The sequence below is a fragment of the Deinococcus detaillensis genome (assembly GCF_007280555.1).
Classification (GTDB): Bacteria; Deinococcota; Deinococci; order Deinococcales; family Deinococcaceae; genus Deinococcus; species Deinococcus detaillensis.
The window spans coordinates 71398-83743 of record NZ_VKDB01000011.1; the positions used below are offsets into that span (position 1 = coordinate 71398).

The 12346-nt window shown below is 61.5% G+C and carries 12 protein-coding genes and 1 tRNA gene; 6 read left to right on the forward strand and 7 right to left on the reverse strand.

Going from position 1 to position 12346, the window contains the following annotated elements; genetic code table 11:
• Nucleotides 1–75 precede the first annotated feature (75 nt).
• The gene (locus FNU79_RS11080; RefSeq protein ID WP_143720910.1) at nt 76–1239 is read left to right on the forward strand and encodes an HD-GYP domain-containing protein; all 1164 of its coding nucleotides are present in this window, start codon (nt 76–78) and stop codon (nt 1237–1239) included.
• Nucleotides 1240–1259: 20 nt separating this feature from the next.
• Here FNU79_RS11080 and FNU79_RS11085 read toward each other — a convergent pair whose 3' ends face one another.
• The 3 genes from FNU79_RS11085 to FNU79_RS11095 form a co-directional block, all read right to left on the reverse strand.
• The gene (locus FNU79_RS11085; RefSeq protein ID WP_143720911.1) at nt 1260–2024 is read right to left on the reverse strand and encodes a methyltransferase domain-containing protein; all 765 of its coding nucleotides are present in this window, start codon (nt 2022–2024) and stop codon (nt 1260–1262) included.
• Nucleotides 2025–2213: 189 nt separating this feature from the next.
• Nucleotides 2214–3443, reverse strand: a complete 1230-nt coding sequence (locus FNU79_RS11090; RefSeq protein WP_225430026.1) for a serine hydrolase — start codon at nt 3441–3443, stop codon at nt 2214–2216.
• A 397-nt stretch (nt 3444–3840) separates the two neighbouring features.
• A complete protein-coding gene (locus FNU79_RS11095) occupies nt 3841–5307 on the reverse strand; it encodes an ABC transporter permease (protein ID WP_143720946.1) in 1467 nt (488 codons plus the stop codon).
• 181 nt (nt 5308–5488) lie between these two features.
• On the opposite strand from FNU79_RS11095, the gene FNU79_RS11100 reads away from it, so the two are divergent.
• A complete protein-coding gene (locus FNU79_RS11100) occupies nt 5489–6268 on the forward strand; it encodes a hypothetical protein (RefSeq protein WP_143720912.1) in 780 nt (259 codons plus the stop codon).
• A gap of 3 nt (nt 6269–6271) precedes the next feature.
• The gene (locus FNU79_RS11105; protein ID WP_143720913.1) at nt 6272–6949 is read left to right on the forward strand and encodes an HD domain-containing protein; all 678 of its coding nucleotides are present in this window, start codon (nt 6272–6274) and stop codon (nt 6947–6949) included.
• Between the two features lie 32 nt (nt 6950–6981).
• Here FNU79_RS11105 and FNU79_RS11110 read toward each other — a convergent pair.
• Together FNU79_RS11110 and ffh are read right to left on the reverse strand one after the other, a co-directional pair.
• Nucleotides 6982–7057, reverse strand: a tRNA-Lys gene (locus FNU79_RS11110).
• A gap of 92 nt (nt 7058–7149) precedes the next feature.
• Nucleotides 7150–8535 carry a signal recognition particle protein gene (gene ffh, locus FNU79_RS11115; protein WP_143720914.1) on the reverse strand — a complete coding sequence of 462 codons (1386 nt, stop codon included), beginning with the start codon at nt 8533–8535 and terminating at the stop codon, nt 7150–7152.
• A gap of 113 nt (nt 8536–8648) precedes the next feature.
• Here ffh and FNU79_RS11120 point away from each other — a divergent pair, with 113 nt between their 5' ends.
• Entirely contained in the window at nt 8649–9320 is a 672-nt protein-coding gene (locus FNU79_RS11120; protein WP_143720915.1) for a TapB family protein, read from the forward strand.
• Between the two features lie 48 nt (nt 9321–9368).
• On the opposite strand, the gene FNU79_RS11125 is transcribed toward FNU79_RS11120, so the two are convergent.
• Nucleotides 9369–9749 (reverse strand): hypothetical protein, encoded by a 381-nt coding sequence (locus tag FNU79_RS11125; protein ID WP_124867867.1) that lies wholly within the window; start codon nt 9747–9749, stop codon nt 9369–9371.
• Complete coding sequence (locus tag FNU79_RS11130) at nt 9746–10639, reverse strand: hypothetical protein (RefSeq protein ID WP_143720916.1); 894 nt, start codon at nt 10637–10639, stop codon at nt 9746–9748. The genes FNU79_RS11125 and FNU79_RS11130 overlap by 4 nt, the downstream gene beginning before the upstream one ends.
• 77 nt (nt 10640–10716) lie before the next feature.
• Here FNU79_RS11130 and FNU79_RS11135 point away from each other — a divergent pair, with 77 nt between their 5' ends.
• Both FNU79_RS11135 and argF read left to right on the forward strand, forming a co-directional pair.
• Nucleotides 10717–11070 (forward strand): 2Fe-2S iron-sulfur cluster-binding protein, encoded by a 354-nt coding sequence (locus tag FNU79_RS11135; protein ID WP_124867863.1) that lies wholly within the window; start codon nt 10717–10719, stop codon nt 11068–11070.
• 262 nt (nt 11071–11332) lie between these two features.
• The gene (argF, locus tag FNU79_RS11140; protein WP_185974688.1) at nt 11333–12253 is read left to right on the forward strand and encodes an ornithine carbamoyltransferase; all 921 of its coding nucleotides are present in this window, start codon (nt 11333–11335) and stop codon (nt 12251–12253) included.
• Nucleotides 12254–12346: the final 93 nt, after the last annotated feature.

A 12346-nucleotide genomic window follows, 5' to 3' on the forward strand; every position in this document is an offset into this window, starting at 1 on the left:
TGCAATTTATTCACCAAAATGACCTTAAGGGAGCAAAAGCTGATGACTGTCAAAATGAATTTCACTGATCCATCAATGACTGCTGCTTCGGCACCTGATAACCGTGACTTAACAGCACAAAGCGTTCTGCGCCTCGTTCACATTGCACTGGAGGCTAAAGATCTGGGAACCGGCGTGGTGCCGACGTTAGATGAGTTGATTCAACACACGGCTGCGGTGGGGGCGGCTTATTTTCAACTCAAGCTGCCTTCAGGTGAAGTCCAAAACGCTGCGCTGCCGCAAGCCCTGATCTATCAGGTGCGGGCCGCCGCTGGCGAGATGCCCACGACCTCGGGAATGCGGGCAGTGGCCGCGCACGGCCTGCCCTCCGATACGCCCCTCATGCAAGCGCTACTGACGCGCCGCACACCGATGTTTTTTGACAACACGTCGGTTCGTCCGGAAACGATCGGGTTTCCTGAACTGGGGGTGGTGAGCCTCGCTGCCGCGCCCGTGTTGGGCAAGCGGGGAGAGTTGCTCGGCGCGTTTTTGATGCACACCTTTGAAGCCCACACCTGGACGGAGGAAGAAGTCCGGCTGTTTAGCAGTGTGGTGGGCACCATTGCCGCCCTGATGGCGCGGCTGGCAGCCGAGGAGCAAGTCAATGCTGCCCGCGAATCGGCTTTGCGGGCGCTGGGACTGGCCTTGGAGGCCCGTGACCGTGAAACGCAGGGGCACACCGACCGCGTGACTGCGCTGGCCCTGCGCTTGGCCCGTCATTTACACCTCGGTGAAGAGCAGTGCCAAGCGCTGCGCTGGGGCGCATACCTGCATGATATCGGCAAGATCTCCATTCCCGATCATATTTTGCATAAACCCAGCTCGCTCAGTGAGGATGAGTTTGAGCTGATGCGAAGCCACGCGGAAGTGGGCCACCGTTTTGCCAGCTCTTTGGGCTTTTTGCCGTCTGAATCTCTAGAAGTGGTGCTGCACCACCATGAAAAGTGGAATGGCAAAGGCTATCCCCGTCAGCTTGCAGGCGGCGACATTCATCTGCTCGCCCGAATCTTTAGCTTGTGCGATGTCTACGACGCCCTGATCAGCGAACGGCCCTACAAACGGGCCTGGACGCTGGAAGAAACCCACGCCGAGCTGGCCGCCCAAGCGGGCCAACACTTCGACCCGCAAGTGGTCAGCGCTTTTTTTGAATTGCTGCGCGGTGACGCTGCGGGGGCAAGCAGCAACGCGCTGATCAACTGAACGGCTACGGCCTCACGGACTCACTTCACCGCCAAGGCCCGCAGCCGCACATAATCGGCCACCCAGCCCTGAGCCGTGTGCAGCTTGGGGCGGGCCAACTCCTCGGCTCTGGCGATCACGGCGGCCCGCTCGGACTCACTCAGCGGCGCGAGCCAACTGGCCCCGAAACCGTGCAGCCATGCCTGAAAGCCGTCCTCACCGGCCAAAGGCGAGGGGCGTTTGAACAGGTGCAGGCGCTCTACCGTAAAGCCTGCTTCTTCCAGGAGGGCGGCCAACTGAGCCGGACTCGGGAAAATCCAGACATGTTCCAGCGCGGGCAAACTTAAATCGCTCAGGGCTTGCTCGACGGCCCCGCGCACCGCCAGCACGTTCGCGCCGCCGCCCATTTCCAGCGCCAATCGCCCGCCGGGCACCAAGGAGCGCGACACACCCGAGAGGACGTTGTCCAGCGGCTTCATCCAGTGGAGGGCGGCGTTGCTGAAAACCGCCTCAAACTCGGCGTGGTAGGGGAGGGTCTGGGCGTTTTGAACTTCAAAGCTCACAGCGGGATGCTGGCCCCGTGCGGCGGCGATCATAGCCTCCGAGGCGTCCACGCCCGTGACGGTTGCGCCAGTCTGGGCGATCTGGGCGCTGAGTTCGCCGCTGCCGCAACCCAGATCGAGGACGCGCTCACCGACTTGGGGGCGCAGCCAGTCGGCCACCAGATCGCGGCTGGATTCATAGACAAAAGCGTGGCGGTCGCGGTAATGCTCGGCATTCCAGTGATCGGGGGTCGGGGTGGTCATGTGTCTCCTTTTCGTTCGGTTCAAGTTGGTATGGGTCAAATTCATCTGGGTCAAGTTGAAACTCAGCGGCCTTTCTGGAGCCCAAAAAAACCCCAGCGCTCAGGGCGTGGGGGCCGTGTGAAGTGCTGAACTCAGCTTCCCCGAACCCCGCTGAGAAGAAGAAGCGAAAGCGCTGGGGCGTTCATCGTTTCACTTTAGCAGAGGGGAGCGGGCCAGCTCCGAGAGGGCCGCGTCGATCCAATTCACCAGCGCCGGAATCTGGCGCTCCATGTCTTCGGCTTCCAGCGTGCCCGAGCCGTCATTGAAATAAGCGTAAGCGATCCGCTGTCCGCCCACGAGTTCGGCGTAGCCGGTCAGGGTCAGCATCCGCCAGCCGCTGCCCGCTTTGTGGCCCCAGTAGACGGCCTTGAGGCGCGGCTGCTTGGGCTGACAGCACGACTTTGCCAGCCAGCTCCGAAACAGCTTACGCGTCGGCGTTTTGAGGTCGTCTCCGCTCAGAGTGCGGGCCAGAAGATCGGCGTAGCTCTGCGGCGTGCTGGTGTTTTGCAGCGCCAATTCCAGTTCGGGGGCGTAAGCAGGACTGTGAAAATAGCTATCCAGTGCGGCCTCCACCTGCGGCCCAGTCAGTTGCTGAGCGCGGGCATTTAGGCGGCTTGCCCACTTGAGGCGCTCGTTAAATGGCAAGCTGGCCGCGCTCACTGCGCCCCGCACCAGATCGGGGAAGACATCAGGCATCAGGCCTGCCTGTACCGCCCACCAAGCTTTGGTGGTATGCAGCAGGGTGGTGCAGGGGCTGAGCGAATGCACCGCCCGCGCAATTTTTTCAGGCCCGAGGCCCAGATACAGCAGATCGGAAGCGGTGTTGTCGCTGCGCTCTAGGGCACGCTGGGCCAGCGCCGCCACCGTGTTGCGCCCAGCAGGATAAGCTTCAATGCTGCGCTTGGCGGGCGTGGTGGTGATCAGTGCCCGCAGGCTCAGCCGCCCCGCGTCCACCTCTTGCAGCGCGGCCCGCACCACCAGGGGCTTAAAGGCACTCGCCAGTGGAAAGAGGGTATTGACCTGGCCGAGCGCCAGCGCCCTGATGGGTTGAAACTGCTGGTCGTAAATGGCCGCGTAAAAGCCCACCCGCCCGCTGACCCCGCTGGGAAGCGGCTGAGCAGGTGCGGGGTTGGCCGCTGCCGCGCCGCAAGTCGGGGCGAGCGGAGCGCTGAGAGGAGGAACAACCGGAGTGAGAAGGGGTGGATTGAAAACCGGCTGGGCGGGCGCGGGCGTAACAGGACTATATTGAACAGGATTGGGCGTAACGGATTCAGGTGTAAAGGGCGGCGTCGGAATCCTGACAAACACTGGAACGGAATCTGCTCGCCCCGCGCCGCCCAACAAAAGAACGAGACTGAGCAGCATCGCAGGGAGCTTCATAGATGGTCAGCTTAGCGCGGCGGCTTTGCGTCCAGACCCATTAGGAAAATATTTTGGACACTGTTGGGAGGACGCTTCGTCTCACCCCTTCAAGCGGAACAAGCAAAAACCTGAAACGAATACCGCCTTCTAGCTCGCCCAGTATGGGCAGGTCTTTTGCACAGCGCCCACGACTTGATCGCCCCACAGGTTGGCAAGTTGGTGCAATTGACCAACTGAAATGCCGGAAACTCCATGCCGAGCGCAGCAACCTCCTCCCTCGTCAAGGTTGTGAAGACACGTGAACGCAGCCAATTGAGGTGAGGGGCCGCCCCCGAACGTAGGGCCAGCAGTCTTCACTGGGGCGGGGAAAGCCAACGCGAAAGCCCAAAGCTTAAGCCAAGAGCGCAGCGCCTCCTCAAGCCACTTCCCCTTCCCCCCCGTCCAGCACAGTAAAAGCTCCCAGCGCCAGACCCAACAAAATGGTGGCCAGCGCACAAGCCTCGCCTAAATTTTGTGCGCCGGGCCTGCCGAGCCGCTCATATAGGCCGGTGCTGAGGGTGGACCACTCGGGGCGGGTCAGCACCAATGTGGCCCCGAACTCGCCCAGCACCGTGGCGAGCGAGAGCGCTGCGCCGCCGCGCAGGGCGGGCCAGATCAGCGGCAAGGCCACCGTGCGGCTGGCCATCAACGGGCTGGCTCCCAGCGTGCGGGCGGCCTCCAATGCGCGGAGCGGCAGGGCGCGGAGAGCCGGCAACAAGCTGCGGGTAATCAGCGGCGAGGCGATCAGCGTGTAAGCGGCGATCAGCAGCCCGAGTTGCGCCGCCCAAGCCGGATACGTCAGCAAGTAGCCCACCCCCACACTGACTGGAGAGAGCATCAGCGGCAGCAGCGAAAGGGCGTCGAGGGAACGTGAGCGGCTCAGGTACGCGCCCAAAGCGTGTGACGCGCCCAAGACAACCGCGCCCAGCAAGGTAAAGCCCGCGAAGCGCAGCGTGTTGTAGAGCATCAAGCTCAGCGGCGGGTCGTTATCGGGGCTGACGAGGCCGTGCCAAAACGCCAACGTCGGGCCGCCCACGCCGGAAAAGCTGCGAATGACCACCGCCAGCAGTGGCGAAAAGCAGATCAGCAAGGTCAGCGCCAATAAGCTGAACAGTGCCAGCGCCGCCGCGCCCCGCGCCCTCGGCAAGGCGCGGGCGGCTGAGGTCACTGCTCCGCTGGTCAGTCTGGTGTAGAGCAATGTGGCTGCCAGCGTGACCACCAACTGTCCCAGAATCAGGGCGCTGGCCTCTGGCAGCCGCAGTTCGTAAGCGGTCAGGGTATAAATCTCGACTTCCAACGTGGCGTATTTCTCGCCGCCCAGCGTCAGCGGCAAGCCGAACGACAGAGCGCTATACAAAAACACCAAAATTGCTCCCGCTGCCAGACCCGGTAAGGCCAGCGGTAGGGCCACCGTCAGGGCCGCTTGCCAGTGATTGGCTCCCAGCGTGCGGGCCGCTCCGGTCAGGCTCGGCGGCACGCGGGCGAAGCCGCCGTAAGCGAGGCGCAGCATAATCGGCAAATTAAAAAACAAATTGCCCAGAATAATCAGTGCCGGACTGTCTGAGAGGTCTAGGCCAGTCAGCTGGGTGATCCAGCCGCGCGGCCCCAGCAAAGCGGTCAGGCCCAGCACCGCCACCAGCGCCGGCGTGACGAACGGCAACAGCAGTAGCCGCAGCAGGCCCAGTTTGCCCCTCAGGGCGTGGCGCGAAAGCAAGTAGGCCAGCGGCCAAGCGATGGCGGCTCCCAGCAGCACGGTGAGGCCCGCTTGGCTGAGCGTCCAGCCCAATCGGCCCAGAAAATACGGCTCTCGCCAGATGCTGAGATTGATGCCGCCCACCCGCATCACGCTGATGAGCGGCCACACCAAAAAGACACCCAAAAAGCCGAGCGCGGGCAGCGCGATCAGCCAACCGAGAGTAGGAGAAGAAAAACGGCGCACCCGCTTACGGTAAAGCTTTTTCACGGGGCTGGCGGGGGGTATCCTCACGCCCCGTCTTCACATCTCCAGCCTCTAGCATGAGCTTATGAATTTGTTCGGCTTTCTTGGTCACTACCCTTGGCTCGGCTACTTGTCAGGTGCGCTACAACTAATCTTTCTGGTTCACGCCATCATCACCCGCCGCCCCACCTATTGGTTTTTCATCTTGTTGTTCGGCAGTTATATCGGCGTGCTGGCCTACCTCTTTTTGGAAGTGCTGCCCGGAATGCGCGGCAACGCCCGGCGGGTGTCCAGCACCTTGCAGCCTGCGCTGGAAAACCTGCGGCCCCTCGAAAGCCGCATCCGCGAAGTGAGGGAGCGCACCGAGGAGAGTGACACCCTGCAAAACCGCGCCGACCTCGCCGCCTTGCTGGCCCGCGCTGGCCGCGAGGATGAAGCGCAGGGTGTATTGGAGCCGCTGCTGACCGGTATTTACGCCGACGATCCGTTGGTGCTGCTGACCAGCGCGGAGTTGTCGATGGCGAGGCGCGATCCGGCGGCAGCGGCGGCGCACTTGAAGCGGGTTGACCTCAAAACAAGCGCGTCCATCCGCACCCGCACGCTGACGCTGCTGGCGCAGGCACAGGCCGAGCAAACCCTGAACGGTGAAGCTGAGGCCACCTACCAGCAAGCCCTCATCGGCGCGACCAGCGAAGAACCCCGCGTGCGTTACGCCGCTTTTCTGATTGCTCAAAACCGCAGCGCCGACGCGAAGCGCGAACTGGACATTCTGGCCAAAACCGAGCAGCGGGCCAGCCGACTTTATAAGGGCCAGGAGCGCGAGTGGTTCAGCATGGCGGGTAAGCTGCGGCGGGAATTAAACTGAAGCGTGTCTACTTCTAATCCCCTCCTGACCACCAAATTTCAAGAAGCGCTGGTGCTTGCTGCCGAGTGGCACGCCGCCCAAACCCGTAAAGGCAGCGGCGTGCCTTATCTCTCGCACCTCCTGGGCGTGGCTTCGCTGGCCCTCGAATTCGGCGCGAACGAAACCGAGGCCGTCGCTGCTTTGTTGCACGACGCGCTGGAAGACGGCCCCCACAACACCGGGCGCAGCCACCAGGATCTCCGCGCTGAGATCGTGCGGCGTTTTGGCAAAGAGGCGGCCCGCTTGGTGGATGCCGCCACCGACGCGACCCCCGATCCGCACGGCCCCAAACCCGATTGGGCCACCCGCAAACGCGCTTACCTCGGTCATTTATCTCAGGCGTCGGTGTCTGCGCTGCTCGTCTCGGCTTCCGACAAACTCCACAACAGCCGCAGCATTTCGGTGAACGCCTTTACTGATGGCGAAGGTGTGTTTGAGCGCTTCACTGCCGGGAAAAACGGCACGGTGCAGTATTACCGCTTGCTTGCCGACGCTTACCACATGGCCGCCCAGCGGCCCGAAGTCGCCGCCCGCCCGCGTTTGCTGGCTTTGTTCGCTGAGTTGGAACGCACGGTGAGCGCTTTAGAAACGGCTTTGGGGCTCGGTAAAGAAGCGGTGCGGGTCTTTGCGCCGCTGGGGTAAAACAAAAAACACCGCACTAGACGGTGTTTCTGTGGTGGGACGTGTAGGGCTCGAACCTACGACCCGATGATTAAAAGTCATCTGCTCTACCAACTGAGCTAACATCCCTTTCTGGTGTGGCCGCGCTCGTAAGCGGGCGAAAGGGAGTATAGGGGCCAAGTCCCTCCATTGTCAAACGCGGCGCGTACCTGAGCGCACAATCAGCGGCGCGGCAGCTTGGGCGGCAAAACCTGATTGGGCTGCAGGGCCCGCCCGCCCTTCATGCCTGCTCCTTTCATGCCGCCCCCCAGCGCTCCCATGCCTTTGCCGCCGCTCATGCGCTGAAGCATTTTCATCATGTCCTTCATCTGCTCGTGCATTTTGACCAACTTGTTGATCTCGCTGACCTGGGTGCCCGCGCCCGCCGCGATGCGCTTGCGGCGCGAGGCATTCAAAATCTTGGGGTTGCGCCGCTCCTTCATCGTCATGCTGGAGATCATCGAATCAATTTTGTGAATCTGCTTTTCGTCGATGCTAAATCCTTCCGGCAGGGCGCGGCTCATGCCTGGAATCAGTTTGATAAGGTCGCCGAGCGGCCCCATTTTGCGAATCTGGCGCAGTTGATTGAGCAGGTCTTCAAGGTCGAATTCCTCGGCCTTTTTGGTTTCCATGCTCTGCAAATCGGCTTGCTGCGCCCGCTCGATCAGGCCCAGCACGTCGCCCATGCCCAGAATGCGGCCCGCCACGCGGTCAGGATAAAACGGTTCCAAGCCGGTCAATTTTTCGGAGGTGCCCGCGAAATAAATCGGCTTGCCCGTCACGAAGCGTGCGGAAAGGGCTGCACCGCCGCGTGCGTCGCCGTCCATTTTGGTGATGATCAGGCCGGTCAAGTTCACCCGATCGTCGAAGGTTTTGGCGACGCTCAGCGCTTCTTGCCCGGTCATGGCGTCCACCACCAGCAGCGTCTCGGTGGGCTGCAAGGCGGCCTGAAGGTCGGCCAACTGGGTCATCAAATTTTCGTCGATTTGCAGGCGGCCAGCCGTGTCCACAATCACCAGATCGCGGAAATCTTGCTGCTGAAATTCATTCAGGCGCTGTCTGGTCTGGGCGGGCGTTTCGCCGTTGGCGACTTCCAGCACCGGCACGCCGACTTGGTTGCCGAGGGTGCGGAGTTGCTCGCGGGCGGCGGGGCGCTGGGTGTCGGCGGCGATCAGCAGCACCCGGCGGCCTTTTTCCTTGTAGAACTTGGCCAGCTTGCCGGTGGAGGTGGTTTTGCCCGCTCCCTGAAGGCCGACCATAAACACCACATTGCCTTCATTCTTGAGGGTCGGCTGCTTGGACTCGCCGCCGAGCGTCTGGATTAGCTCATCGTGAACCAGCTTGACCACCATCTGACCGGCGTTGAGGCTGCCCAGCACTTCTTGGCCCACCGCCTTCTCGCTGACGCGTGAGACGAACTCTTTGGCCACGCCGAAATTCACGTCGGCCTCGAGGAGGGCCATCCGAATTTCGCGCATGGCGACTTTGACTTGCGCATCGGTCAGGGTTTTTTCGCGCTGGAGGCGTTCCAAAATGTCTTGCAATTTGTTGCCGAGGGTCTCAAACATGCTTTATACGCTAGCAGAACTCAGCCACCAAAAAAGCGGTTTGGTCGCTGCGGCTCTCAGTAAGCCGGGCGCGGCGGGGTGTATCATCAAGCTCAATTCACAGGAGGCTCCGCATGCGTTTTGAGAATGCCCCGTCATGTCCTGTTCAGCGCCCCCAATCGCCCCGCCCATTGGTGCTCAGAGCAAGCGCTGTCTGCGCGGGCGCACTCGGCTTTTTGTCGGTGGGCAGCGCCCTTGCTGGAGCCTGTGACCATCCTTATTTTGCCAACGCCGGCACGTTTACTTACCGCACCACAGCCGCAGGACAAGTCATCACCACCACCAGCACTATCAAGCTTTCCGGCAACACCGTCACGGTAAACGGAGAAACTTCAGGGCAGGCTTACAACGTGGTCTACGACTGTAGAGGCGGCCAAATCAGCGTCAGGGCCGGGAGTCAGCAAAAAACAGCGATGATCATGAGCAGTGTGCCGCCCGCCAGTCAGTGGAAAAACGGTTTTGTTTGGAAGTCGGCCGCGACGATTGGCAGCATGACCAGCCAGACGACCAACCGCATCGTGGGCAGTGAGCAAGTCACCACCCCTGCCGGAACATTCCAAGCCCTCAAGGTGCAGTCCATCACCAGTTTAGATATGAGCAAAATGTTTAAAGGCCAAAAAGTGCCGCCCGAAATGGCCAAAAGCATGAAAGACGTTCAAACCACCGCTTGGTATGCCAAAGGCGTCGGGGTCGTCAAACAGGTGTCGCCGAACTCCAGCTTGGAACTCATCAAGGTCAGCCGCTGAGGAGCGCTTCAAACACCTGTTCAGATCAAAACTGAACACCCACCCACCTCAGCGCCGCCCGCCCATATTCTTTGGCGGGCCTTTTTTGACGCCGGCGAAGCGGTTTTTCTCAGCGCGTTTGGCAATCCGGACTTGCGAGGCCTGCGCCGCCGTCGGCTTCTGGCCGGGCTTGACGGGGCGCGGCGCGGGTTGGCCGACCAAGGTGTCCAGCGTCATCAACTTGAAAAAGGGGATATACACCACCGTGATGAGCAGCAAAGTGCCCCACCACGTTTTGAGATATGCGCCCAGTCCCACCGCGTACACCAGCGCCTGAAGCAGCGTGACCACCAACACGAACAGCAAGGTGCGGGCCAGGATTTTGAGCAGTTTGGTGCGATTAAAGCCGGGAGCGGGGTCGGCGGTGGTGAGCCAAGTCCAAGGATTCATGAAAGCTCCTGTAAAGGGGTGGGGGAGACAGCCAACAACTCGGCGGCAAAAGCGCTGAGCTGCGGCTGGAAGTGGCGCGGCTGCTGAGGGTCGAGCTCGAGCAGCAAAGCAGGCTTGTGGGCCGTCTGCTCAAGGCGGGTCAGGGCGCTGAAGGTGGCGGCGTCGCGCACGGTGCAGGCGTAAATCAGGCCGCGCACCGCGCCTTTGCCTTCCAGCCACTGCTGAGCGCCGTAGAGGTCAGCCTCGCCTGCCGGAAGCGCCTTGCCACTGGGCAAGGTAAACCGCTGGCCGCGCTCGCGCAGTTGCTCACGCGGCAAGTCGCTGGCCCACACCGCAAACAGCCCGGCGCTTTCGAGCTGGTCTCTGAGCGGCCCGATCAAAAATTCGTCGCGCAGCAGACTGGCCGGGCCGATCACCGCCACGCTGGTCTGAGAAGCGCGGCTCAGTGTCGGTACTTGTTCGCGCACCGGCAGCGAGAGCGGCTTGGCTTTGCTGAGCGCCAAGCGAACCTGCCCGGCGTTGTGGGTGAGCTGCTGACCGAGTTCCAGCGCGGCGTCGGTCATGGCTGGGCCGCCGTCCGGCACGGCTCTGAGCGTCGGCAAACCGCTGATCCGGCGTGGCAACAGCTCGGTGAGGTCGCTGGCCCAAGCGTCTTGCCACACCGCTAGGGTTTGCGGCAGCAGCACCAGGTCGACTTGGCCGAGTTCAATGACGCGCCCCAGCACCAACTGCACCTGAGCGGGCGCGTCGGGCAAGCTCTCAAAGCCCAGGGCAAAAGCGCTCTCGGCGGGCAGACGGGGCGTCACCACCTCGAGGCCAAGTTCTTCCAAAAAAGTAGTCCAGTAGCGCGTGTAGCGTGCGCCCAGAACGTCCAACAAACCAACTTTCATCCGCGCAGTCTAGCGGACTTGCGCGGCTGGATTTGCTCGCTTGCTCTCTGCCGCTTCAAAGCGGGACAATGCTGGGCATGATCACACTGACAGTAAACGGCTACGGAGAATTTCAAGTTCAAGACAACGAGCGCTTGGTGCTGGCTTTGGAGCGCAGCGGCGTGGACATTTTGCACCGCTGCGGCGGCGTGGCCCGCTGCACGACTTGCAAGGTTGAATTCAGCGTGGGCGAGCCGTTTCAAATGACGCAGGCCGAACACGACAAACTCGAAGAAAAGGGCCTGAGCGGCGTGCGCTTGTCGTGCCAAATTCTGTGCCAGCACGATATGACGCTCACACCTGTGCAGACTGAGAAAAACAGCGGCTTGGAAGCGGGCAAGACTCCTGCCGAAACAGTCGAGCCGGAACCCGTTTGGATTGAGCGCAGCTGAGGCGCGGCTTTTAAGAAAGTGTGTTCAGCGCCTGTGTGCTGGGCGCATTTTAATCCGGCTAACGTGAGCAGGTAAAAATACTGATTCTGTCCTGCGGAGCTGGAATTGGGCGGAATCAGCATAGAGCTATGTACGAAAATTGCATCTTCATGCAGTTGTATTGCATCTTCATGCGTCGGGCGGTTAAACTGACCGCCTGATGCCGACTTCTTCTCTGCCTTCTCCGACGCTGCTGACCGCCGACACTCTGCCTGCTCCGGTAATGGCGGGGCGCGACTTTTTATCCAACCTCGATATGACCAGCGCCGAGCTCCGCAGCGTTCTGGACACTGCCGCCTCGATGAAGCGCGGTGAGTGGCGCGGTGTCAAGCCGCTTGCGGGGCTGTCACTGGCGCTGGTTTTCGAGAAAGCCAGTTTGAGGACCCGCACCACTTTTGATGTGGGGATGTACCAACTCGGCGGCCACGCCATCACCCTGTCGAATCAAGAAATCGGCCTCGGCCAGCGTGAGCGCGTCAGCGACGTGGCCCGCAACTTGGAGCGCTGGGTAGACGGAATCATGGGCCGGGTTTATTTGCAGCAGACCCTGCAGGAATTGGCCGATCACGCCTGCGTTCCGGTCATCAACGGGCTGTCGGACATGCTCCATCCGGTGCAGCTGCTGGCCGATTACCAGACCATCGAGGAGGAGTTGGGGAGCGCGGCGAGCAAGCGGGTAGTCTACATCGGCGACGGCAACAACCTCGCCAACAGCCACATTCACATGGGCGTGCTGAGCGGCTCCGACGTGACCATCGTGACGCCGGTGGGCTACGAACCCAACGGCGGCGTGCTTCAGGGCGCACTCAAGCGGGGCGCGGCCGTCACGCTGACCAACGACCTCGCAGCGGTGGAAGGCGCGGACGTGCTGTATACCGACGTCTGGATTTCGATGGGCCAGGAAGCCGAAGCCGACATTCGCCGCCGCGCTTTTCAGGGCTATCAAGTCACGCCGCAGATGTTGGAGAGTATCGCCCCAGACGGGATTTTCCTCCACTGCCTACCGGCCCACTATGGCGAAGAAACCGTGCCGGAAGCCACCGAACATCCCAAGAGCCGCGTGTTTGACCAAGCCGAGAACCGCCTGCACGCTCAAAAGGCCCTGCTGTATCACCTGCTGGGCGCGGCCAAACCGAGGTGGTGAAGCGGTCAAGGCGCTGAGAGAGGCCCCCGCTCCCGTGCGTGATCAAATCGAGATCACTTGCTGAAGTGAGGAGTTTCAGTCCACTTTTCCCGC